Here is a 21,357-nt window from a genome sequence, read left to right as displayed (position 1 = left end):
GAGCACGACCTTGCCAAGGTCGGGGTCGCGAGTTCGAGTCTCGTTTCCCGCTCCAATATAGAAAACGCCCCTGTCGCAAGACAGGGGCGTTTTTGTTTGCGCGCCGTTTTCTCGATTTACATTTGGCGGCATTTAAATCCATCTGCTTCCTTGGCTTTGCCCGCCCAGCCGCTATGGTTCTGAGGGTCCGTAATTCAAGGAGGTGGCCATGAACAAGTCATTCTGTGCGGTGCTGTTGGCGGGTCTGGTGGGCGCTGCCGAGGCGGCCGTGGTGGTCAAGCCGGTGCCCTACGAGATTGAAGGTGAAGCCTTCGAAGGCCTGCTTATTTATGATGATGCGGTTACCCAGCCGCGCCCGGGGCTGCTGATGGTGCCCAACTGGCTGGGCGTCACCGAGGCGTCCGCGGAAAAGGCTGCCCGTGCCGCGGGTGACAAGTACGTGATATTCATGGCGGACATGTACGGCAAGGCCGTGCGCCCCAGCAACCCCGATGAGGCCCGCGCGGCTGCCACGGCGGTGCGCAGTGATCGCGCACTGATGCGCAAGCGGGCTCAGGCTGCGGTGGAGGTACTCAAGGCGCAAACCAGCCAGGTAGCGCTGGACAGCAGCAAGCTGGGCGCCATCGGTTTCTGCTTTGGTGGCGGTGCGGTACTGGAACTGGCCCGCTCCGGGGCCGATCTGCAGGGCTTCGTCTCCTTCCATGGCAATCTGGATACGCCCAACCCGGCCGATGCGCAGAACATCAAGGCCCCGGTGCTGGTGCTGCACGGCGCCGATGACCCGGCTGTGCCCCAGGAACAGGTGGATGCGTTCATCGCTGAGATGAAGGCGGCCCAGGTGGATTGGCAACTGGTCAGCTATGGCGGCGCGGTGCATTCATTTACCAACCCGCTGGCCAATGTGCCGGGGCGTAACGAGTACCACCCTGTGGTGGCCGCACGGGCGTTCAAAGCCATGAACGATCTGTTCGATGAGCGATTCGCCGCGCCCTGAATCGGCTGGCAACAAACAGGCTGTCATGTCCCTGTCATGGCCATGTCATAGGCTTGCGCCAACCCAAAACAAGGAGTTGGATATGCGATACAGCCTGTTAACAGCATTGGCCGCTGGCATTCTGCTGGCCGGCCAGGCCCTGGCCGAGGTACGAGTGGTGGGCGAGGTGGAATACGGGGTGTTTACCACTCAGTATCAGGATTTTAAGCCGGGCGAGCGGGTGCTGAGCCGCAGTGCCCAGCCGATTGAGCGCACCGAGATAATCCCGGCCAAGCTGGGCACCAAGTTCGGCATGCGCTACAGCCTGCAGGGCAAGGTGCAGGATGACGTGCCCCTGACCCTGTTGTACCTCACCCCGGGCGTGGTCACCCCCGAGGGCACTCGCCATGACAAGTTCGTGGTGCAGCAGAGCATGGCGGTGGGAGCGCCCCTGGACGTGATGGCCTTCGAGTTCACCGAACCCCATGAGATCGTGCCCGGCGAGTGGCAGTTCATGGTGTTTCAGGAGGATCGCAAGTTGCTGGAGCAGCGCTTTATCGTGCGCTGATCTGGTACCTTCCTGCCCGCCAGGTTGCGGGCAGCAGCCTGCGGGGGCGCCATTGGGCGCGCCAGCCTTGGCCGCGCAAGGGCGGCGCGCTAGACTGCCGGGCTTTCCGCCCCCACCTCAGTACCGCCATGGCCGCCAAAGTCGAACCTTTCTGGAAACGCAAAACCCTCGCACAGCTGAATCAGGAAGAGTGGGAGTCGCTGTGCGACGGCTGCGGCCTGTGCTGCCTACAAAAGCTCGAAGACGAGGACGACGGCAGCGTCTACTACACCCGGATCGCCTGCAAACTGTTGGATCTCGACACCTGTCGCTGCACCGATTACGCCAACCGACGCCAGTTCGTGCCCGACTGTATCCAGCTCACCGCGGAGCAGGCCGACCAGTTTCAGTGGCTGCCGCCGACCTGCGCCTACCGCCTGGTCAGCGAGGGCAAGGATCTGCTGCTCTGGCATCACCTGGTCTGTGGCGACCCCGAACAGGTGCATAAACAGCGCATTTCCCAGGCCGGGCGCATGCTGAGCGAGAACAGCGTGGCCGAGGACGACTGGGAAGAGCACCTGATCTTTCGCGCCGGCTAAGCTTGAGCGATACCCCCTTTCTGCCTGATGGAGTGCTGCATGCCGATTCGTCGCCTGATGCTGGCTGTTTTCCTGCTGAGCCTGAGCCCTGTGTTGTGGGCCAAGAAGGTCGATCTGGACTATCGGGTGAAGTTCCTGCCGGACAGCGACCAGGCCGAGGTCAGCCTGACCCTGGCCGACACTGCACTGATCTACAGCCTGACCTTCAACCTGGGTGAGGAGGGCGCTTACAGCGACTTCGTCGCCGACGGCGAGTGGCATCAACCCAGTCCCGAGCAGGGGCAGTGGTTGCCGGCCAAGGGCCGCGCCAGGCTGAGCTATCGGGTGCGCATCAGCCATGAGCGCAAGCCGGGCCGCTATGACGCGCGCATGACCCCCGACTGGGCGCTGCTGCGTGGCGATGATCTGGTGCCGGCGGTGAAATTGCGCCAGGAGGTGGGCACCGAACTGGTGGCGCGCCTGCAGTTCGACCTGCCCAAGGGCTGGAAAAGTGTCGAGACCGAGTGGCCGCGCATCGGCAAGAACAAGTTTCGTATCGACAACCCGCTGCGCAAGTTCGACCGCCCCACCGGCTGGATGATCGCCGGCAAGCTCGGTACCCGCCGGGCCAGGCTGGGGGAAACCGAGGTGACCATTGCCGCGCCGATAGGCGAGGGCATGCGGCGCATGGACACGCTGACCCTGCTGACTTTCGTCTGGCCGGAGTTTCAGGCCGTGTTTCCCCGTGATCCGGGCAAGCTGCTGATCGTCGGTGCCGGCGATCCGATGTGGCGCGGTGGCCTGTCGGCGCCCAACTCCTATTACATGCATACCGATCGTCCGCTGGTCAGCGAGAATGGCACCAGTTCCCTGGTTCACGAGTTGGTGCACGTGTTCAGCCGTATTCGTTCCCAGGAGCGCAGCGACTGGTTGGTGGAGGGCCTGGCCGAGTATTACGCCATCGAGCTGGTACGGCGTGCCGGTGGCCTCAGTGAGGATCGCTATCAAAGGGTGCGTCAGCACCTGATCAAGTGGAGCAAGCCGGTCAAGAGCCTGCGTACCAACCGTTCCACGGGAGCGGTCACGGCGCGGGCCGTGCTGCTGCTGCAGGAGCTGGATCGGGAAATCCGCCAGAAGACCAAGGGCACGACCCAGCCGCGTTCGCTGGATGATGTCACCCGCGGCCTGATGCGCCTGGAGAAGGCCAGCACCCAGGACTTTATCGAGATCAGCGAAAACGTCATGGGCGATCGTTCCAAGGTGCTGAACACGCCACTGTTGCGTTAGCGGCGGGCCTCGGTAAGGATGCGCGGCAGTTGCCCACATCTGGAGCCTTTATGCGCCGCTTGCCATCTCTTACCGCCCTGCGCACCTTCGAGAGCGCCGCGCGTCATGCGCATTTCGGTCGCGCTGCCAGTGAACTCTGTGTCACCGACAGCGCCGTCAGTCACCAGATTCGTCAGCTCGAAGAGCAACTGGGCACTGCGCTGTTTGTGCGTGAGGGCCGCCACATTCGCCCAACGCCCGCGGCGCAGCGCCTGTTGCAGCGGGTGCAGCAGGCGTTCGAGCTGATCCTGGATGCCTGCGACGAATTACGCGACCCCGGCTCCCAGGCCGTGGTGCGAGTCGCGGTGACTGCCGAACTGGCGCAGAAATGGCTGGTCAGCCGCCTGGCTGATTTCAGTGCGCGCCATCCGCAGATTACCCTGCATCTGCATGAGCAGCCGCTGGAGGCCTGCGTGCCGGGGCCGGAGATCGACCTGGCGATTACCTACGGCACCGGCCCGGAGGACGCCAGCGCCTATTTCGTGCGGCCCCTGCCGACTCTGCAGTTCTTTCCGGTGTGCAGCCCGCGCCTGTTCAACCAGGGCGGCCTCAAGCAGCCGCGGGATCTGGCCCGTCACTGCCTGCTGCATGACGATCAGGATGGCAAGACCTGGACCGCCTGGCTGACCAGCCATGCCGGCGATATCCAGCCGGCACGTCACCTTTATCTGGGCCATGCCGGCCTGACCCTGGAGGCGGCCGCCCAGGGCCAGGGCGTGGCCATGGGCGATAACCTGACCGCCGCCGAGGATCTGGCCAGCGGTCGCCTGGTGCGACCCTTCAGTGCCAGCGTGGCGTCCCTTGGGCAGTATGCCCTGGTGGCCGAGCGGATTCGTCTGGACAAGCCGGCGGTGCAGGACTTCATAGATTGGCTGGGTGATCATCTGGTTGATTGATGAATTGAATTCAGCTTTTCCGTAAAAATCGTCGTTGGCGAGCGGCGCGAAACGCCGCGTACTGTGCGCACATCTTCCATGCAAAAAGAGGTGTGCCATGGCGCGTTCCCTGACTTCCATCCCCAAGGCCGACGGCTTTCGCCTGCCCGGTGAGTTCGAACCCAAGGCCCGCTGCTGGCTCGGCTGGCCGGAGCGTCCGGATGTGTGGCGCAACGGCGCCAAGCCGGCGCAGAAGGTCTGGGTCGAGATCGTCAGCGCCATTGCCAGCAGCGAGCCGGTGACCGTCTGTGCTTCGGCTGCCCAGTACGCCAATGCCCGGCGTCTGCTGCCGGAGCAGGTGCGGGTGGTGGAAATGACCTGCAACGACACCTGGTTCCGTGACAGTGGCCCGGCCTTTCTGGTCAATGATCAGAGCGGCGAGGTGCGTGGCGTGGACTTCGAGTTCAATGCCTATGGTGGCCTCGACGGCGGCCTTTACTACCCCTGGGACAAGGACGATCAGATTGCCCAGAAGATCCTCGAGATCGAAGGCTATGACCGCTATCGCGCGCCCTTTATCGCCGAGATGGGCGGCATCCAGAGTGACGGGCAGGGCACCCTGCTGACCACCGAGCAGTGCTTGCTCAACCGCAATCGCAACGCTCATCTGGGCAAGGAGGAGATGACCCGCCGCCTTTCGGACTATCTCGGTGCCGAGCAGGTGATCTGGCTGCCGCGCGGCTGCAAGTTCGATGAAACCGACGGTCATATCGATGACCTGGCCTGCTTTGTCCGCCCCGGGGTGGTGGTGATGCAGTGGACCGACGATCGCAGCGACCCGCAGTGGGAAATCTATCAGGAGGCCTACGATATCCTGCGCAGCGTCCGCGACGCTCGCGGTCGCAGCCTGCAAGTGTTCAAGCTGCCACAGCCACAGGTGCTGCGCTGGACGGCCGAAGAGGCCGAGGGCCTGGATCAGGTCGACGGTACCCATCTGCGCGAGGCCGGCACGCAGATCTGCGCCTCCTATATCAATTACTACGCCGGTAATTCGGCCATCGTCCTGCCGCTATTCGATGATCCCAATGACCGGGTGGCCCAGGCCACTCTGGCCGAGCTGTTCCCCCAGCACCGCATCATCGGTATCGACAACTCGCGGGAAATCCTGCTCGGTGGCGGCAATGTCGCCTGCATCACCATGCCGCAATACGCCGCGCCCCAGCGCTAGGAGGTGACCCATGCGTGCATCCCTATTCTGTCTGGCCCTAGGGCTCAGTGCCGCCGTGCAGGCGGCGCCGCAGACCAAGCAGGTCAATCTGTATATCTGGAATGAATACCTGGCTGCCGACACCCTGAGCCGTTTCGAGGCCGAGACGGGTTACAAGGTGGTGGTGGACTATTTCGACTCCCTGGAAACCGTGGAAACCAAGCTGCTGACCGGTCGTAGCGGTTATGACCTGGTGCTGACCGCCGGCCAGCACCTGAGCAGGGGTATCGCCAGTGGCGCATTGCAGCCGCTGGATAAAAGCCGGCTGCCGCATTTCGCCGGCCTGGGGGACGAATTTGTCGCGCATATGGCCGCCTTCGATCCGGGTAACCGGCATGCTGGTATCTATGCCTGGGGTACCACCGGCATTGGCTACCAGCAGCAGGCCATCGAGGCGCGTATGAGTGACGCGCCGACCGACAGCTGGGCCATGCTGCTGGACCCTGAGGTGGTGGCGCGCTTTGCCGACTGCGGGGTGAGCTTTCTCAATGATCCCAACGAGGTGTTCGCGGCGGCCTTCCGTTACCTGGGGCTGGATGTCAACCGGCAGAACCTGGATGACCTGAAACTCGCCGAGGCCCATCTGGCCAAGGTGCGCCCCTCGATTCGTTATTTTGATAACGACCGCAATATCAGCGATCTGGCCAATGGCAATATCTGCCTGGCCATGGCCTGGAATGGAAATGTTTCCTTGGCGGCGGCCCAGGCCGAGGAGGCGGGCAAACCCCATCGCCTGCATTACCGCATTCCTCGCGAAGGCACCTTGCTGTGGTTCGATGCCATGGTCATCCCCAAGGATGCGCCCAACCCGGCGGGCGCCCATGCGCTGCTCGACCACCTGATGCAACCATCGGTGATTGCTGCCATTACCAACAGCATCTATTACGCCAATGCGGTACCAGCGGCGGATGAGCTGGTGGATCCGGCCATTCGCCAGGACCCTGGCACCTACCCGCCGGCTGCCGTGCGCGCCAGCCTCTACACCAAGAACGATAACAGCCAGGCCTTTAACCGCGCCCTGACGCGGGCCTTTAGCCGGCTGAAATCGGGTATGTAGGGTGCGCCGCCGCGCGCTCAGTCCTGTGTTGAGTGGGACGGGCGCGTGGCCTATTTGAATTTGGGTCCAGACTTGGTGTTATTACCCTTGGCCATGCGGTCATAGAGCACCACGTTGACCGTGGCCGCCAGGTTCATGCAGCCCTCGGTGGGGATATAGATGACGTCCTCGCACCAGGCGCGAATGTCGTCATTGAGCGAGCCGTCTTCCGGGCCGAAGATATAAATGGCGCGATCCGGGTGGGTGTACTCGGGCAGCGGCCTGGCGCCTTCGACCAGTTCCACGGCGACCGGGGTGCAGCCCAGGGGGATGATTTGCTGCAGGTCGGCAACGCCGATCAGCGGGATATCCATATGGATGCGCTTGGTGTCGGTGACAAAGTCGCGGGCGCGTTCATAGCGCTTGCCGGTATAGAACACCGAATTGACCCCATAGCAGCCGGCTGCGCGCATCACTGCGCCGACGTTTTCCGGGGATTTGGGGTTGAATAACCCGATGCAGCTGTATCGCTTGTTTGCCACGAACCTGGGCCTGCAGACAAAAGGGCGGGCAGTATAAGGCCTGGCGGCGTTGTGGTCAGGGCCATCGGATAAAGTGAGCAAGCGCGTAGGGTGCGCCGTGCGCACCAAGATTGGCGCGGGTCTTCGGTGCGCACGGCGCACCCTACAGGCTCCCGCTTAATATTTATTTTTTAGCCGGGCAGCCAGATCAGCAAAGGGGTTGTGGGTGGCCTGCGCGGTTTTTGGCGTACTCAGTGAGCCTTCGCCGAAATACTGCTGGTCGGTGTAGCGCGAGTGCTCGTTGTCATGACAGTACAGGCACAGCAGCTCCCAGTTGGAGCCATCCTGGGGGTTGTTGTCGTGGTTGTGGTCACGGTGGTGCACGGTCAGCTCGCACAGGCGCTTGCCGGAGAACTCGCGGCCACAGCGTCCGCAGACATGCGGGTACATCTTCAGGGCCTTGTCGCGGTAGCCTTCTTCGCGCGAGCGCTGGGCCTCTGCAAGAATGCGGTCGAGTTTGCTGGTGTCGGTTTTCTGCGTGCTCATGACGGTGTCCAGAGGTGACAATGTTGGCAGTCTAAACGGCGCATGCAGGGCCGGCTATAGCTGCTGTTCCACCAGCAGGCCGTCGGCCATGCGCAGGCGTTTGGACATGGCAATGGCGATGGCGCGGATCACCTTGGCGGCGGTCTTGGGCATCTCAGCCAGCATCTTTTCCAGGGAGTCCCTGGCCAGGATCAGCAGGCTGCAATCGCTGACCGCGATACAACTGGCCGAACGCCGCTCGCCATCGAGCACCGCCATTTCCCCGAAGGCCCGGCCCTTGCGCAGCTTGGCCAGTTCAATGGCCTCGCCACTGGAGTTGAGCTTGTGCACGGCCACCGCGCCTGCATGGATGATGCACATAAAGGTGCCGGCATCGCCCTCGGCGAAGATGCTTTCCTCGGGCTGAAACTTGCCGATGCTGAAATAACCGGCGGCGCTGATCAGCTCGTTAGGCGTCAGGCTGTCGAACAGGCCGCAGTCGAGCAACATATCGCGGATTTCATCGATCAGATGGGAACTGCAGGGCATGGTCGGCGGGCCTGGCTGGTGGGATAACTTGACCTTAGCCGGCCTGGCCAATGCTTGCCAGAGACATTGGTCGCAGGCATCCCCGCCAATACGGGGACGCCTGTGGCGCGGCTTCTAGAAGCTAAAGCGGCGCATGACGCCCTGCAGACGCCCGGACATGGACTGCAGGGCCTGAATGGCCTGGACGATGCCGCCCTGGGCCGCGGAGTTTTCCTCGACGATCTGCGCCACCCGTTCCACGCTCATGGCCACCTGTTCACTGGCGGCACGCTGTTCCTGCAGGGAGGTGGAAATCACGCTGACCGCCTGCAGGGATTCGTCCAGGGCCTGGCGGATGCCGCCCATGGAACCTGCCGCCTGATCCACCAGGCGGGTGCCGATGCTGACCCGCTCACAACCGGCGGCCATGCTGTCCTTGGCCTTGTGCATGCCACTCTGGATGGCATCGACCAGGGCGACGATCTCGGTGGTGGATTGGGCGGTGCGCCCGGCCAGGCCACGCACTTCGTCGGCCACCACGGCAAAGCCACGGCCCTGTTCGCCGGCCCGGGCGGCTTCGATGGCGGCATTGAGGGCGAGCAGGTTGGTCTGCTCGGCGATGCCGCGAATCACATCGACAATGGCGCTGATATTGCGCGACTGGTTGGCCAGGGTTTCCACGTCCTCGGCGCTTTGTCTGACCAGTTCGGCGATCTTGTGCATTTCCTCGGTGGCCCGGGCCATCACGGCCGTGCCCTCATCGGTGAGGTGCCCGGCCTTCTTCGCCATGTCATAGGTCTGTTGGGCATTCTCGGCGATATGGTTGATGCTCACCGCCAGCTGTTCGACGGTGGCGGCCATGGCCGAGGCGGTGTCGCTCTGCACATTGGCGCTGCTCAGTACCTGCTCGGAGGAAGCCGCCAGTTGCAGGGTGGCGCATTCGATTTCTTCCGAGGCCTGACCAATATTGCCAATCATGTCCTTGAGCCCGGTGCGCATGCTCTGTACCGATTTCATCACCCCGGTCATCACCTGATTGCCCAATGTCTTGCCGCCATCCAGACGGCCTTCGGCAATGCGTGCACTGATGGCTTCCAGTTCGCCGGGTTCGGCGCCCAGCTGGCGGTTCATCAGGCGGATAAAGTACAGCGCCTGGGTCAGGCCCAGCAGCAGGGCCAGCAGCAGCACCACGCTGCTCAGTTTCAGGTTGTCGGCATAGGTGGCTTCACCCAGTTCGTATTGGTGCTTGGCCTCTTGCAGCTGTACCTCGATCAGCTCGGAAAACTTGGCTGACAGCGGATCAATCAGGGGGTACAGACGGGTTTGTGCGAAACGCTCAATGGCGGCTGAATCGCCCCGATAAAGCAGGCTCTGCAGCTCGTTGAGGGGTTGCCGGGCTTGCTCCATCAGCGGGCTGATCTGGGTGATCAGGCGCTGCTCGTCGGCGATCAGTTCGGTGGCCAGGTAAGCCTGCCAGGTGCTTTCTATTTCACGCTGGGCCTGTTCGATCAACTGCTGGGCGTCCTGGTTGCTCAATTCGCCGCTGCGCGCCTTGTGGGTGGCGTCGACGATATTGACCGCATAGAGGTCGGCAATCAGCTTGAGGTCGCGTAGCGGCACCACGCGATCCAGGTAGACGGTTTGCAAGCCGCGTACGGTGGCCTGCAAGCCGTACAGGCCCAGGCCGCCCACGCAGAGCAGGCTGAGCAGCAGGCAGGTGGCGAGCAGAAACAGATGGGTGCTGATCTTCCAGTTTTTCATCACGGGTCTTCCTTGTAGGTGCGTGCATGGCGAGTGGCCAGCGTTGCACCCAGCGTAGTCGAGGTTTCAAGACAGGGCGGTTAAAACCGCCCAAGTGGTCAAGTAAATTTTCGACTGAGAAAACCCGGGCTTATGCCGGAAATCATCGACTCAACAGAGCCTCGTCAATGCGCTGCCAGGCCCAGCACCTTGAGGATAAAGGCGTACTCCAGGGCTGCATCTTTCAGCGCCTGGTAGCGTCCACTCATGCCGCCATGGCCGGCCTCAAGCTCGGTCTTGAGCAGCAGCAGGTTGTCATCGGTCTTGCTGGCGCGCAGCTTGGCGACCCATTTGGCCGCTTCCCAGTACTGCACCCGGCTGTCGTTGTAGCCGGCCACGGCGAGGATGGCCGGGTAGGCCTGGGCGCGCACGTTCTCGTAGGGCGCATAGGCCTTGATCCGCTCGAACACCTCGGGCTCGCTGGGGTCGCCCCATTCGTCGTATTCGGTCACGGTTAGCGGCAGGTCGGGGTTCTGCATGGTGCCCAGGACATCGACAAAGGGCACCTCGGCGATGGCCGCGGCGAACAGCTCCGGGCGCTGGTTGAGCACGGCGCCGATCAGCAGGCCGCCGGCGCTGCCACCGCTGATGCACAGTTGCTGGCTCGTGGTATAGCCCGTGGCAATCAGGTGTTCGGCGCAGGCGATAAAGTCGCCGAACGTATTGGCTTTATGTTCCAGCTTGCCGGCGCGGTACCAGGCCTCGCCCAGTTCGCCACCGCCGCGAACATGGGCGATGGCGAAGACAAAGCCGCGTTCCAGCAGGCTCAGGCGGGCGTGGGAGAACCAGGGGTCGAGGCTTTCGCCGTAGGCACCGTAGCCATAGAGGTAGAGCGGGGCAGGCTTTTTGACCCTCTCCCCCAGCCCCTCTCCCGCTTGCGGGAGAGGGGAGCGATCGAACAGCTCACGTCTGGCCACCAGGCTGATGGGCACCTGGGTGCCGTCGGCGGCCGTGGCCCACAGGCGTTGGCTGACATAGTCATCGGCATCGAAAGGGCCCTCGACCGGCGTCTGCTTGAGGACCTGCTGTTCACCCGTGGCCAGGTGCAGCTGGCGAATCTGCGCCGGGCGATTGAGCGCCTCGTAGCGCAGGCGGATCACCGCGCTGTCGAACTCCAGGCTGTCCTGTACATAGAGGCTGTAGGCCGCATCCGGCAAGTGCACGCGGTAGGAAGCCTGGCCCTCGGGCTGCACCTCGATAATCGGCAGGCCGCCTTCACGCAGGCTGAGCACCAGAGCCTGCTGGTTGAGGCTGACGCCTTCGAGCATCACTTGGGCATCATGGGCGCGGATTTCCTGCCAGTGCTCGCGCTCGGGCGTGGGCTCGGCGGCCTGGTACAGGGCGAAGTTGATGCCACTCTGGTTGCTGCGAATCAGCCAGCTCCACTGGCCCTGGTAGCGGCCGTGATCGATATCGTATTCATGGCCTTCCTGGCGCGGGGCCACGCAGCGGAAGGACGCCTGCGGTTGATCCGCATCCAGCACCCAGGCTTCGCTGGTGGTCTTGCTGCCCAGTTGCAGGATCAGCTGGCGCTCGGAGCTGCTGCGGTAGCAACTGAGAAAGAAGCGCCCGTCCGCCTCGTGGAACACCAGTTCGGCTGCGTCGCTGCCCAGGCAATGGCGATACAGCTTGTGCGGTCTGTGGGTGTCATCCAGTTCACCGAAGAACAGGGTCTGGCTGTCACCCGCCCAGGTCATGCTGCCATCACAGTCGGTGAAGGGCAGTTCGATCAGGCTGTCATCGGCCAGCTCTTTGACAAACAGCTGATAGGTTTCCTCGCCGCTGGTGTCCAGGCTATAGGCCAGGCGCTGGTGATCGGGGCTGATGCTGAAGGCACCAAGCGATATAAAGCCGCCTGCCGCCAGAACATTGGGGTCGAGCAGCAGCTGCTCGCTGGCCTCATCGACCTTGAGCGATCCATCGGCCGGGCGCAGGCAGCGATAGTGGCGCGCATATTCATCGCCGGCGGTGGTGCGCTGGTAATAGAGGTAGGGGCCCCAGGGGGTGGGCAGGCTCAGGTCGGTTTCGCGGATGCGCCCGCGAATTTCCTCGAACAGTTGTTCGCGCAGCTCGGCCTGCTCGCTCAGTTGCGCCTCCAGGTAGGCGTTTTCTGCCTTGAGATGGGCCAGCACTTCGTCGCTGTCACGGTTTTCCAGCCAGCGGTACGGATCGGCGGCGTTTTCTCGGCGGGCGCTAGGGGCGGACAACATGGCACAACTCCACAGGTGGGCGGCGTCAGGGACGCCGTAACAGGCAAAAGCCGTTATCATAAGCGCCAGTTTGTTCGTCGGCTGAGGAAAATGGTGCCACTGGCCATTGCCCTGGGTCGAATCCGCCTCAAGAGAAGCCACGCGCAATGATTGAAAATGACTACTTGCTCGCCTGGAGCGCCTATCTGATTGCGGCCCTGGGCTGCCTGCTGGTGTGGTTGCGCATGACCGGTTGGATGTGGCGTTACCTGCGTGAGCCGCTGCGGGTGCTGGTAGCTGTGTTGCTGTTCAGCCCGACCATCGTTGATCCGGCCAAGGATGCCTTTGCCCCGGCCATTGCCATTGCAGCTCTGGATCTGCTGTTTCAGGTCGGCAACAACGTCTGGCGTGCGGCCTCGGATCTGACCATGTACAGCCTGCTGGCCCTGGCGCTTTACCTGGTGTTTGTGGCGGTGCGTTGGCCGCTGGAGCGCTGGTGGAAAGGGCGCGCTGCTGATGCTTCCGGCAACAGTGACGACCGGCGCACCCTGCGTGAGCGAATGGCCGAAGACGATGATGAGCCGCAACCCTTCACCGCCCGCGATGGGCGCCAGCGACTGGAGCCGCGGTTGAAATAGCGGCCGGCGGCCGGCTGGATATTCACAAGGAGAGTCTATGCACTGCGTGTTCTGTGCCATCGCCGATAACCAGCTGCCGGCCCAGCGTATCCATGAAGACGAGCACTTTATCGTGCTGCTGGATATCTTCCCGCTGCGCCCGGCCCATGTGCTGATCGTCAGCCGCGAGCACGCGCCCTTGCTTGACGACCTGTCCGACGCCGCCCGCGACCGCCTGATGCAACTGACCCAGCGCATGGCCAGGGTGCTACGCGGTGCCGGCTATGGCGTCCAGGGCATCAACCTGCTGCTCAACGATGGGCCGGCCTCCAACCAGCATGTGCCGCACCTGCATCTGCACCTGATTCCCCGCCGCCCCGGTGACGTGCCGCAGCTGTTGTGGCGCGCGCTGACCCGCTTTATCCCCCTTGGCCGCAAACGTATCGAAGCGCGCCTGGCGCGCGAGGCGCAGCAGTTGCGTGAGGCCTTGCAGCATGTGTGAGCTGCTCGGGATGAGCGCCAATGTGCCCACCGATATTGTCTTCAGCTTTACCGGACTGATGCAGCGCGGCGGGCGCACCGGCCCGCATCGCGACGGCTGGGGCATCGGCTTCTATGAAGGCCGTGGCCTGCGCCTGTTCCAGGACCCGCGGGCCAGCAGCGAATCCGAGGTGGCGCAGCTGGTGCAGCGTTATCCGATCAAGAGCGAAGTGGTGATCGGCCATATCCGCCAGGCCAATGTCGGGCGCATCTGCCTGGCCAATACCCATCCCTTTGTCCGCGAGCTGTGGGGCCGTAACTGGTGCTTTGCCCATAACGGTCAGCTGGCGGGTTTCAGTCCGGATCTGCGTTTCTATCGCCCGGTGGGCGATACCGACAGCGAAGCGGCTTTCTGCGACCTGCTTAATCGCCTGCGAGCCGTGTTCGAGGAGGCGCCTGAGGTCGCGGCGCTGCTGCCTGTAATGCTCGAAGCCTGCGCACTCTATCGCCGGCATGGGGTGTTCAACTGCCTGCTAAGCGACGGTGACTGGCTGTTCAGCTTCTGCTCCAGCAAGCTGGCCCATATCACCCGGCGCGCGCCCTTTGGCCCGGCGCACTTGAAGGATGCCGATATGCAGGTGGATTTCCAGGCCGAGACCACGCCCAATGATGTGGTCACCGTGCTGGCCACCGAGCCCCTGACCGATAACGAAGACTGGACGCTGTATCAGCCGGGCGAATGGCGCCTGTGGCGTGGCGGCGAGTGCGTTGCCCAAGGGCAGTTGGAGAATGCCGATGTTTAGAAGCTATCTGCGTCTGGCCCTGTTTGCCCTCGGCCTGCTAGTGGGCGTGCAGGTGCCGGGCTTTATCGACGATTACGCCAAGCGGGTCGAGGCCCAGCGTCTGGAGTCCCAGCGTGGCCTGGAAGGCTTCGAGACTACCGCCCGGCGTTTCTTCAAGGGCGATCTGGCTGCTCTGGTGGCCCACTACCAGGCCAGCCAGGACCCGGTCATGCGCAGCGATGCGGCCAGTATCGAGGTGCTGGTGCAGCGCGCCCAGTGGCTGGAAACCGAGTGGCGCGCCATGCAGGGGCCCTGGTATGGCCAGGCCTGGCACCTGCTGGTGGCAGCGGACCGCGAACTGCTGACAGCGACCTACAGCGCCTACCGCTATCAGGTGCTGCTGGCCCCCGAGGCCATCGCCTGGGGCATCAGTTGCGCGCTATTGCTGGCCTGGCTGCTGGAGTTGATGGGCCTGGGCATCGGCTGGGTGCTGGGGGTAGGGCGGCCGTCCAGCCAGGATGCCTATGCGCGGCGGCACTGGCGCTAGCAGGCTGTTGAAAAACTGCCTGCGTGGGCAATCCTGCGTTAAAAACGGCCTGCTAGGGCTTGAGGGTTTTCTTCAGGTAATAGCGCTGGTGGCCGGGCGGGCAGTCCTCCAGCACGCCCATGATCTGGAAACCCTGTTTCTGATAGAAGTCCGGCGCCTGGAAGCTGTAGGTGTAGAGAAATACCCCCACACAGCCACGCTTGTGTGCTTCGGTCTCGGCGGCCTGCAACAGCTGTGCTCCTAGCCCCTGACCACGCTCCTGGCCATCGAGCCAGAGGTAGTCGATATACAGCCAGCCCATGCCGCTGTGGCCAAACATGCCGCCGACTACCCGATCGCCGCGCCGTGCGTAGAGCTGGAAGTCTGTGTAGGCATAGTCGCCGATCTGCTCGGCATTGAAGGCCTCAAGGCCCTCGCGTACCACGGCCATGGCGTGCTCGTCAGCGCCCTGGCTGAGTTGGTAAGTGCTATTGGACATGATCAGTCTTTATCCGGGTTCGAGGCGGCGATTGCAGCAGAAGGCCAGGCGTGCGGCAAGCCATAACGACAACGGGCCCCGCAGGGCCCGTTGTGCTTATTTGGAGAGAAACTTCATACCTTCTTCCAGTCCCTGCAGGGTCAGGGGATACATCTGGTCGTTGACCAGTTCGCGGATCAGCCCGGTGGAGGCGGTGTAGTTCCAGCTGTCCTTGGGGTAGGGGTTGATCCAGACCAGCTTCTTGTACTTCTCCATAAAACGCTTGATCCACACATAACCCGGCTCCTCGTTCCAGTGCTCGACGCTGCCGCCGGCCTGGGTGATCTCGTAGGGCGCCATGGCCGCGTCGCCGACAAATACCACCTTGTAGTCCGGGCCGTACTTGTGCAGCAGATCGTGGGTGGAGAAACGCTCGCTGGTGCGGCGCAGGTTGTTCTTCCACACCGACTCGTACACGCAGTTGTGGAAGTAGAAGTATTCCAGGTGCTTGAACTCGGTCTTGCAGGCGCTGAACAGCTCCTCGCAGACCTTGACGTGGGCGTCCATCGAGCCGCCGATATCGAACAGGATCAGCAGTTTGACCGCGTTGCGCCGTTCCGGGCGCATCTGGATATTGAGTAGGCCGCCGTCTTTGGCGGTGTGGTCGATGGTGCCGTCCAAGTCCAGCTCGTCCTGGGCGCCCTGGCGGGCGAACTTGCGCAGGCGGCGCAGGGCAACCTTGATATTGCGTGTGCCCAGTTCGACCTGATCGTCGAGGTTCTTGTACTCGCGCTGATCCCAGACCTTGACCGCCTTGCCCTGGCGCTTTCCGGCGTCGCCGACGCGAATGCCCTCGGGGTTGAAGCCGCCGGAGCCGAACGGGCTGGTGCCGCCGGTGCCGATCCACTTGTTGCCGCCGGCGTGGCGTTCCTTCTGCTCTTCCAGGCGTTTCTTGAATTCCTCGATCAGCTTGTCCAGGCCGCCCAGGGATTCGATCCTGGCGCGCTCCTCGTCGGTCAGCGAGCGTTCGAATTCCTTGCGCAACCACTCATCGGGGATCAGCGCCTCGATATGCTGGTTGAGGTTTTCCAGGCCCTTGAAGTAGGCACCGAACGCGCGGTCGAACTTGTCGAAATGCCGCTCGTCCTTGACCAGGATGGCTCGCGAGAGGAAGTAGAACTCATCCATATCGGCGAACACCACGTTGTGTTTCAACGCGTTGATCAGGTCGAGCAGCTCGCGCACCGACACCGGCACCTTGGCGGCGCGCATTTCGTTAAACAGGTTAAGCAGCATGGCTGCGCCCTCTTGGCATCTGGGGACAATTCCCTCTCCCTGGAGGGAGAGGGCTAGGGAGAGGGTGGGGCAGGCGACACGCAGTCGCTAATACCCTCTCCCCCGGCCCCTCTCCCGCAAACGGGAGAGGGGAGGCAATCAACGACTGGCGCGGCGGCTCATAAACGCCAGGCGCTCCAGCAGCTGCACATCCTGCTCGTTCTTCACCAGCGCACCGGCCAGCGGCGGGATGGCCTTGGTGGGGTCGCGTTCGCGCAGCACCGCTTCGCCGATATTGTCGGCCATCAGCAACTTGAGCCAGTCCACCAGCTCGCTGGTGGAGGGCTTCTTCTTCAGGCCCGGCACCTTGCGCACGTCGAAGAACACGTCCAGGGCTTCGGCCACCAGGTCCTTCTTGATGCTGGGGTAGTGCACGTCAACGATCTTCTGCAGGGTGTCGCGGTCGGGGAAGGCGATGTAGTGGAAGAAGCAGCGGCGCAGGAAAGCGTCCGGCAGTTCCTTCTCGTTGTTCGAGGTGATGATGATGATCGGGCGCTGCTTGGCCTTGATCGTCTCGTTGGTCTCGTAAACGTAGAACTCCATCTTGTCGAGTTCCTGCAGCAGGTCGTTGGGGAACTCGATATCGGCCTTGTCGATCTCGTCGATCAGCAGGATCACCCGCTCATCGGACTCGAAAGCCTCCCACAGCTTGCCCTTCTTGATGTAGTTCTTGACGTCGTGGACCTTGTCCGAGTCCAGCTGCGAGTCACGCAGGCGGCTGACCGCATCGTACTCGTACAGCCCCTGGTGGGCCTTGGTGGTGGACTTGATATGCCAGGTGATCAGCTTGGCACCGAAGGCATCGGCCAGTTGCTCTGCCAGCATGGTCTTGCCGGTGCCCGGCTCGCCCTTGACCAGCAAGGGGCGTTGCAGGGTGATGGCGGCGTTGACCGCGAGCTTGAGGTCGTCGGTGGCGACATACGACTGGGTGCCTTCGAACTTCATCGGTAGATCCTCGGAACGCTAACGCGCGGGGCCATACCCGCGGGTTCAGTAATTGAAAGGCAGACTATAACGCCAGAGCCGATGACTGTGAACGCGGACGACTTATTCAGTCACTGAATGGCGAGTCACGCCTTGATTGTCGCCGTGCTGGACGACAAGCGGCACTGCCCTTAGGCTGGTTCTTCTTTCCAATCCGCGCACAAGGAAACCGCCATGAGCCGCATCTTCGCTGACAACGCCCAAGCCATCGGCAACACCCCGCTGGTTCGGATCAACCGCCTGGGGCCAGCGGGCGTGACCATCCTGGCCAAGATCGAAGGGCGTAACCCGGCCTATTCGGTCAAGTGCCGTATCGGCGCCAGCATGATCTGGGATGCCGAAGAACGCGGTGTGCTCAAGCCCGGCATGACCATCGTCGAGCCGACCTCGGGCAATACCGGTATCGGCCTGGCCTTTGTCGCCGCCGCCCGTGGCTACAAGCTGCTGCTGACCATGCCGGCCTCCATGAGCCTGGAACGGCGCAAGGTGCTCAAGGCCCTTGGTGCCGAGCTGGTGCTGACCGAGCCGGCCAAGGGCATGAAGGGCGCGATCGAGAAGGCCGCGGAGATCGCCGCCTCCGACAGCAATACCTACTTTATGCCGCAGCAGTTCAACAACCCGGCCAACCCGGCGATCCACGAGAAGACCACCGGCCCGGAAATCTGGAACGACACCGATGGCGCCATCGACGTGCTGGTGGCCGGCGTCGGCACCGGCGGCACCATTACCGGGGTGTCGCGCTATATCAAGAACACCTGCGGCAAGCCGATTCTTTCGGTGGCGGTGGAGCCGGTGTCCTCGCCGGTGATCAGCCAGACCATCGCCGGTGACGAGGTCAAGCCCAGCCCACACAAGATCCAGGGCATTGGCGCGGGTTTTGTGCCGAGCAACCTGGATCTGGCCATGGTGGACCGGGTCGAGCAGGTGTCCGATGACGAGGCCAAGGCCGTTGCCCTGCGCCTGATGCGCGAGGAAGGCATCCTCTGTGGGATCTCCTGCGGCGCCGCCATGGCCGCGGCCCTGCGCCTGGCCGCCGAACCGGCCATGCAGGGCAAGACCATCGTGGTGATCCTGCCGGATTCCGGCGAGCGCTACCTGTCGAGCATGCTGTTCAGCGATATGTTTACCGAGCAGGAATTGCAGCAGTAAGGGATTGCATGCCTCAGTGATCAAGCCGCTTTCAGGCGGCTTTTGGGTAGGGTGGATGGCGCTTTACCCATCCGCCATGGTGTTAACTGTTGCGCCGGCTCTCGCGAAACTCCCCCGGCGTCTGTCCGGTCCAGGTCTTGAAGCTGCGGTGGAAGGAGCGTGATTCGGTAAAGCCCAGGTAGCTGGCGATATCCTGAATCGCCAGGTCGCTGCGCAGCAGGTAATGCTCGGCCAATTCCTGGCGCAATTCATCGAGAATCTGCTGGTAGCTGGTGTCGGCCAGTTGCAGGTGGCGCTGCAGGGTGCGCACCGTCATATTGAATTTTTCTGCCACCCGTTCCTTGCGTGGCAAACCATCCTTGAGCAGCAGACGCAGGGCGTTCTTCACCCGTTGCGGCAGCGGCTCGTTGTCGTCCAGCCCGGCCATCAGGGTCAGCGCGTGTTCTTCCAGGGTGCGCAGCAGGTTGGCGTCGGCCTGGCGCAGCGGTACAGCGAGGTATTCCAGAGGCACGATCAGGGCATTGCAGCTCTGCTCGAAGCGGATCGGGCAGCCGAAAATCTCTTGGTACTCGGCAATATCGACGCCCTCAGGCAGGGCATGCTCGAACCACACCTCCCGCGGCGAGCTGTCGGAGTCGGAGATCCAGCGCGCATAGAGCAGCCAGGAGGCCAGTACGTTTTCCACCATATGCCGGCGGATCGGTTCTGCCTGATGACGACAGGTCCAGATCAGCTTGACGTGGTATGTGTCGGCCTCGACCCGGCTGACGCCCATATCGCCCACCAGCTTCTCGTACGGCACGATGCGGCTCATCGCCTCGCCGAGGGTGGCGCAGTTCATGGTGATATAGCCCAGCACGCTCCAGGAACCCGGCTGCACAAAACGCGCGCAGTGCAGACCGAACAGCGGGTCATTGGAGGCGCGCAGCAGGTGGGCGAGCAGGCGCTCATGGGTTTCGCTGGGGATGCGCTTGCCGTTGTCGGCCAGGTCCTCGGCCTTGATGCCGGCCGCCTTCAGCGCCTGATCGATATCCAGACCCAATTGCTCGGCATGGCGCAGGTACTTGAGTAGGGAGGGGACGGAGGTGTAGCCAAGGTTTTCCATAAGTTGTTCTTGTTCTGAGTGCTTATTCGGAATGTCTTGATTGGCGATAACGCCTGGCTCGATACGACAGTGACGCCGTGCAGCGGCTGGCTAGTATAGGCAGCCATCGAGGGTGACTGAAATATCCGGGAGATACAGATGCGACGTTGGAACGGCTGGGGTGATGAAGCAACCGTGGTGGAACTGCCGGCCCATGGCGAGGCGTTTCTGGCCGAACTGATCGGCCCCGGCCAGGTGCTGGCCGATGCCAGCCTGGAGCAGGTGCTGGCCCAGGTGCCGGCTTCGCGTCTGCAGGCCCATCCGCTGATCAGCCTGAATGCCGAAGACCGCGTGCGACATGCCCGTGGCCAGAGCCTGCCGGACTGGCTGGCGATGCGCTCCGGTGATTTCGGCGTGTTTCCCGATGGCGTGGCTTACCCGGAAAGCGCGGCGCAGATCCGCGAGCTTTTGGCCTGGGCCAGCCAGCAGGACCTGATCGTGATTCCCTACGGCGGTGGCACCTCGGTGGCCGGCCATATCAATCCGCAGGCCAGCAGCAAGCCAGTGCTGACGCTGTCGCTGGCGCGCATGAGCAAACTGATCGAGATTGATCACGACAGCCTGATCGCCACCTTCGGCCCCGGCGCCAACGGCCCCCAGGTGGAAAGCCAGCTGCGCGCCCAGGGCTATACCCTCGGCCACTTCCCCCAGTCCTGGGAGCTGTCGACCCTCGGCGGTTGGGTCGCCAGCCGTTCCAGTGGCCAGCAGTCGCTGCGCTACGGGCGCATTGAGCAGCTGTTCGCGGGTGGCAAGGTCGAGACCTTCGCCGGCACCCTGGATATTCCAACCTTCCCGGCCTCGGCCGCAGGTCCGGACCTGCGCGAAGTGCTGATGGGCTCGGAAGGGCGCTTCGGCATCATCTCCGAGGTCAAGGTGCGCATCACCCGCCTGGCCGAGCAGGAAAACTTTTATGCGGTGTTCCTGCCCAGCTGGCAGCAGGCGCTGAACGCCATTCGCAGCCTGGCCCAGGCGCGGGTGCCGCTGTCCATGCTGCGCCTGTCCAACGCCATCGAAACCAAAACCCAGCTGGCCCTGGCCGGCCATCCGCAGCAGATCGCCTGGCTGGAGAAATACCTGGCCCTGCGCGGCGCCCGCGAGGGCAAGTGCATGCTGACCTTCGGCGTCACCGGTAGCCGCACACAGAACGCCGCCTCGCTGAAACAGGCGAAGAAGCTGCTGAAGAGTTTTGACGGCGTATTTACCGGCACCTTGCTGGGCAAGAAGTGGGCAGAAAACCGCTTCCGTTTCCCCTACCTGCGCCACGGCCTGTGGGCCGCTGGGTATGCGGTGGACACTCTGGAAACCGCCACCGACTGGAGCAATGTCGACAGCCTGCTGAACAAGGTCGAGGCCAGCCTGCGCAACAGCCTGAGCGATGAGGGCGAGCAGGTGCATGTGTTTACCCACCTGTCCCACGTCTATAACGAGGGGTCGAGCATCTACACCACCTACGTGTTCCGCCCAGGCAATAGCTACGCCGAGGCTATGGCGCGCTGGCAAAAACTCAAGCACGCCGCTAGCCAGACCATCGCCGAGAACCGCGGCACCATCAGTCATCAGCACGGTGTCGGCCGCGATCACGCGCCTTACCTGCCGGTGGAGAAGGGCGAACTGGGCATGGCCACGCTCAAGGCGCTGGCCGGGCATTTCGACCCGGAGCAGCGCCTGGCACCTGGCGTGTTGCTGCAGGATTGATG

The 21,357-nt window shown here is 63.0% G+C and carries 23 protein-coding genes; 14 read left to right on the top strand and 9 right to left on the bottom strand.

The genetic code is table 11. From position 1 onward, the window contains the following. The 8 genes from GJV18_RS18585 to GJV18_RS12485 all read left to right on the top strand — a co-directional run. A partial coding sequence (locus tag GJV18_RS18585) for a hypothetical protein (RefSeq protein WP_218571995.1) occupies nt 1-183 on the top strand: 183 nt, incomplete at its 5' end. 25 nt (nt 184-208) lie between these two features. Beyond that, the gene (locus GJV18_RS12515) at nt 209-994 is read left to right on the top strand and encodes a dienelactone hydrolase family protein (protein WP_160345896.1); all 786 of its coding nucleotides are present in this window, start codon (nt 209-211) and stop codon (nt 992-994) included. Nucleotides 995-1,076: 82 nt separating this feature from the next. Further along, entirely contained in the window at nt 1,077-1,541 is a 465-nt protein-coding gene (locus tag GJV18_RS12510) for a DUF3859 domain-containing protein (protein WP_160345894.1), read from the top strand. Between the two features lie 128 nt (nt 1,542-1,669). Next, nucleotides 1,670-2,119: a YcgN family cysteine cluster protein gene (locus GJV18_RS12505; protein ID WP_160345892.1), complete on the top strand. Its 450-nt coding sequence runs from the start codon at nt 1,670-1,672 to the stop codon at nt 2,117-2,119. Between the two features lie 39 nt (nt 2,120-2,158). Further along, nucleotides 2,159-3,385 carry a hypothetical protein gene (locus GJV18_RS12500; RefSeq protein WP_160345890.1) on the top strand — a complete coding sequence of 409 codons (1,227 nt, stop codon included), beginning with the start codon at nt 2,159-2,161 and terminating at the stop codon, nt 3,383-3,385. A gap of 50 nt (nt 3,386-3,435) precedes the next feature. Then, nucleotides 3,436-4,320 (top strand): LysR substrate-binding domain-containing protein, encoded by an 885-nt coding sequence (locus GJV18_RS12495; RefSeq protein ID WP_160345888.1) that lies wholly within the window; start codon nt 3,436-3,438, stop codon nt 4,318-4,320. 97 nt (nt 4,321-4,417) lie between these two features. Continuing rightward, nucleotides 4,418-5,527, top strand: coding sequence for an agmatine deiminase (aguA, locus tag GJV18_RS12490; RefSeq protein ID WP_160345886.1), 1,110 nt, complete (start codon nt 4,418-4,420; stop codon nt 5,525-5,527). Nucleotides 5,528-5,537: 10 nt separating this feature from the next. Continuing rightward, nucleotides 5,538-6,623: an extracellular solute-binding protein gene (locus GJV18_RS12485; RefSeq protein WP_160345884.1), complete on the top strand. Its 1,086-nt coding sequence runs from the start codon at nt 5,538-5,540 to the stop codon at nt 6,621-6,623. Between the two features lie 50 nt (nt 6,624-6,673). Here the strand turns inward: GJV18_RS12485 and GJV18_RS12480 are convergent, their stop codons facing one another. The 5 genes from GJV18_RS12480 to GJV18_RS12460 all read right to left on the bottom strand — a co-directional run bounded on the left by GJV18_RS12480 (nt 6,674) and on the right by GJV18_RS12460 (nt 12,186). Beyond that, nucleotides 6,674-7,144, bottom strand: coding sequence for an RNA methyltransferase (locus GJV18_RS12480; protein ID WP_160345882.1), 471 nt, complete (start codon nt 7,142-7,144; stop codon nt 6,674-6,676). A 156-nt stretch (nt 7,145-7,300) separates the two neighbouring features. Further along, a complete protein-coding gene (locus tag GJV18_RS12475; protein WP_160345880.1) occupies nt 7,301-7,669 on the bottom strand; it encodes a YajD family HNH nuclease in 369 nt (122 codons plus the stop codon). A 54-nt stretch (nt 7,670-7,723) separates the two neighbouring features. Then, on the bottom strand, nt 7,724-8,197 hold the full coding sequence (locus tag GJV18_RS12470; RefSeq protein ID WP_160345878.1) for a Crp/Fnr family transcriptional regulator: 474 nt from the start codon (nt 8,195-8,197) through the stop codon (nt 7,724-7,726). 114 nt (nt 8,198-8,311) lie between these two features. Continuing rightward, nucleotides 8,312-9,937 carry a methyl-accepting chemotaxis protein gene (locus GJV18_RS12465; protein ID WP_160345876.1) on the bottom strand — a complete coding sequence of 542 codons (1,626 nt, stop codon included), beginning with the start codon at nt 9,935-9,937 and terminating at the stop codon, nt 8,312-8,314. Nucleotides 9,938-10,101: 164 nt separating this feature from the next. After that, nucleotides 10,102-12,186 carry a S9 family peptidase gene (locus tag GJV18_RS12460; protein ID WP_160345874.1) on the bottom strand — a complete coding sequence of 695 codons (2,085 nt, stop codon included), beginning with the start codon at nt 12,184-12,186 and terminating at the stop codon, nt 10,102-10,104. Between the two features lie 146 nt (nt 12,187-12,332). On the opposite strand from GJV18_RS12460, the gene GJV18_RS12455 reads away from it, so the two are divergent. The 4 genes from GJV18_RS12455 to GJV18_RS12440 are packed head-to-tail and all read left to right on the top strand — an operon-like array spanning nt 12,333 to nt 14,591. Continuing rightward, nucleotides 12,333-12,803 (top strand): MFS transporter, encoded by a 471-nt coding sequence (locus tag GJV18_RS12455; RefSeq protein WP_160345872.1) that lies wholly within the window; start codon nt 12,333-12,335, stop codon nt 12,801-12,803. A 37-nt stretch (nt 12,804-12,840) separates the two neighbouring features. Then, complete coding sequence (locus GJV18_RS12450) at nt 12,841-13,284, top strand: HIT family protein (RefSeq protein ID WP_160345871.1); 444 nt, start codon at nt 12,841-12,843, stop codon at nt 13,282-13,284. Then, nucleotides 13,277-14,065 (top strand): class II glutamine amidotransferase, encoded by a 789-nt coding sequence (locus GJV18_RS12445; RefSeq protein WP_160345869.1) that lies wholly within the window; start codon nt 13,277-13,279, stop codon nt 14,063-14,065. The genes GJV18_RS12450 and GJV18_RS12445 overlap by 8 nt, the downstream gene beginning before the upstream one ends. Then, nucleotides 14,058-14,591, top strand: coding sequence for a DUF2937 family protein (locus tag GJV18_RS12440; RefSeq protein WP_160345867.1), 534 nt, complete (start codon nt 14,058-14,060; stop codon nt 14,589-14,591). Before GJV18_RS12445 ends, GJV18_RS12440 begins: the two co-directional genes overlap by 8 nt. Before the next feature lie 52 nt (nt 14,592-14,643). On the opposite strand, the gene GJV18_RS12435 is transcribed toward GJV18_RS12440, so the two are convergent. The 3 genes from GJV18_RS12435 to GJV18_RS12425 form a co-directional block, all read right to left on the bottom strand. Next, a complete protein-coding gene (locus GJV18_RS12435; RefSeq protein ID WP_160345865.1) occupies nt 14,644-15,069 on the bottom strand; it encodes a GNAT family N-acetyltransferase in 426 nt (141 codons plus the stop codon). Between the two features lie 96 nt (nt 15,070-15,165). Then, entirely contained in the window at nt 15,166-16,344 is a 1,179-nt protein-coding gene (locus GJV18_RS12430) for a vWA domain-containing protein (RefSeq protein WP_160345863.1), read from the bottom strand. Between the two features lie 138 nt (nt 16,345-16,482). Beyond that, nucleotides 16,483-17,328 carry an AAA family ATPase gene (locus GJV18_RS12425; protein ID WP_160345861.1) on the bottom strand — a complete coding sequence of 282 codons (846 nt, stop codon included), beginning with the start codon at nt 17,326-17,328 and terminating at the stop codon, nt 16,483-16,485. A 213-nt stretch (nt 17,329-17,541) separates the two neighbouring features. Here GJV18_RS12425 and cysK point away from each other — a divergent pair, with 213 nt between their 5' ends. Next, nucleotides 17,542-18,516, top strand: coding sequence for a cysteine synthase A (gene cysK, locus GJV18_RS12420; protein ID WP_160345859.1), 975 nt, complete (start codon nt 17,542-17,544; stop codon nt 18,514-18,516). A gap of 82 nt (nt 18,517-18,598) precedes the next feature. Here cysK and gliR read toward each other — a convergent pair whose 3' ends face one another. Then, complete coding sequence (gene gliR, locus GJV18_RS12415) at nt 18,599-19,621, bottom strand: AraC family transcriptional regulator GliR (RefSeq protein WP_160345857.1); 1,023 nt, start codon at nt 19,619-19,621, stop codon at nt 18,599-18,601. Between the two features lie 138 nt (nt 19,622-19,759). Between gliR and GJV18_RS12410 the strand changes: the two genes are divergently transcribed. Beyond that, complete coding sequence (locus GJV18_RS12410; protein ID WP_160345855.1) at nt 19,760-21,355, top strand: FAD-binding oxidoreductase; 1,596 nt, start codon at nt 19,760-19,762, stop codon at nt 21,353-21,355. The last annotated feature ends 2 nt before the right edge of the window (nt 21,356-21,357 follow it).

This window comes from Pseudomonas xionganensis, assembly GCF_009763245.1.
In the GTDB taxonomy this organism is placed as follows: domain Bacteria; phylum Pseudomonadota; class Gammaproteobacteria; order Pseudomonadales; family Pseudomonadaceae; genus Aquipseudomonas; species Aquipseudomonas xionganensis.
Note: the sequence above shows the minus strand (reverse complement) of the source record. Positions and strands in the feature narration are given on the sequence as shown.

Excerpts from the sequence above, each read along its gene's own strand:
- GJV18_RS12515 (WP_160345896.1), top strand. The coding sequence starts at position 209 with ATGAACAAGTCATTCTGTGCGGTGCTGTTGGCGGGTCTGGTGGGCGCT.
- GJV18_RS12510 (WP_160345894.1), top strand. The coding sequence starts at position 1,077 with ATGCGATACAGCCTGTTAACAGCATTGGCCGCTGGCATTCTGCTGGCC.
- GJV18_RS12505 (WP_160345892.1), top strand. The coding sequence starts at position 1,670 with ATGGCCGCCAAAGTCGAACCTTTCTGGAAACGCAAAACCCTCGCACAG.
- GJV18_RS12500 (WP_160345890.1), top strand. The coding sequence starts at position 2,159 with ATGCCGATTCGTCGCCTGATGCTGGCTGTTTTCCTGCTGAGCCTGAGC.
- GJV18_RS12495 (WP_160345888.1), top strand. The coding sequence starts at position 3,436 with ATGCGCCGCTTGCCATCTCTTACCGCCCTGCGCACCTTCGAGAGCGCC.
- aguA (WP_160345886.1), top strand. The coding sequence starts at position 4,418 with ATGGCGCGTTCCCTGACTTCCATCCCCAAGGCCGACGGCTTTCGCCTG.
- GJV18_RS12485 (WP_160345884.1), top strand. The coding sequence starts at position 5,538 with ATGCGTGCATCCCTATTCTGTCTGGCCCTAGGGCTCAGTGCCGCCGTG.
- GJV18_RS12475 (WP_160345880.1), bottom strand. The coding sequence starts at position 7,669 with ATGAGCACGCAGAAAACCGACACCAGCAAACTCGACCGCATTCTTGCA.
- GJV18_RS12470 (WP_160345878.1), bottom strand. The coding sequence starts at position 8,197 with ATGCCCTGCAGTTCCCATCTGATCGATGAAATCCGCGATATGTTGCTC.
- GJV18_RS12465 (WP_160345876.1), bottom strand. The coding sequence starts at position 9,937 with ATGAAAAACTGGAAGATCAGCACCCATCTGTTTCTGCTCGCCACCTGC.
- GJV18_RS12460 (WP_160345874.1), bottom strand. The coding sequence starts at position 12,186 with ATGTTGTCCGCCCCTAGCGCCCGCCGAGAAAACGCCGCCGATCCGTAC.
- GJV18_RS12455 (WP_160345872.1), top strand. The coding sequence starts at position 12,333 with ATGATTGAAAATGACTACTTGCTCGCCTGGAGCGCCTATCTGATTGCG.
- GJV18_RS12450 (WP_160345871.1), top strand. The coding sequence starts at position 12,841 with ATGCACTGCGTGTTCTGTGCCATCGCCGATAACCAGCTGCCGGCCCAG.
- GJV18_RS12445 (WP_160345869.1), top strand. The coding sequence starts at position 13,277 with ATGTGTGAGCTGCTCGGGATGAGCGCCAATGTGCCCACCGATATTGTC.
- GJV18_RS12440 (WP_160345867.1), top strand. The coding sequence starts at position 14,058 with ATGTTTAGAAGCTATCTGCGTCTGGCCCTGTTTGCCCTCGGCCTGCTA.
- GJV18_RS12435 (WP_160345865.1), bottom strand. The coding sequence starts at position 15,069 with ATGTCCAATAGCACTTACCAACTCAGCCAGGGCGCTGACGAGCACGCC.
- GJV18_RS12430 (WP_160345863.1), bottom strand. The coding sequence starts at position 16,344 with ATGCTGCTTAACCTGTTTAACGAAATGCGCGCCGCCAAGGTGCCGGTG.
- GJV18_RS12425 (WP_160345861.1), bottom strand. The coding sequence starts at position 17,328 with ATGAAGTTCGAAGGCACCCAGTCGTATGTCGCCACCGACGACCTCAAG.
- cysK (WP_160345859.1), top strand. The coding sequence starts at position 17,542 with ATGAGCCGCATCTTCGCTGACAACGCCCAAGCCATCGGCAACACCCCG.
- gliR (WP_160345857.1), bottom strand. The coding sequence starts at position 19,621 with ATGGAAAACCTTGGCTACACCTCCGTCCCCTCCCTACTCAAGTACCTG.
- GJV18_RS12410 (WP_160345855.1), top strand. The coding sequence starts at position 19,760 with ATGCGACGTTGGAACGGCTGGGGTGATGAAGCAACCGTGGTGGAACTG.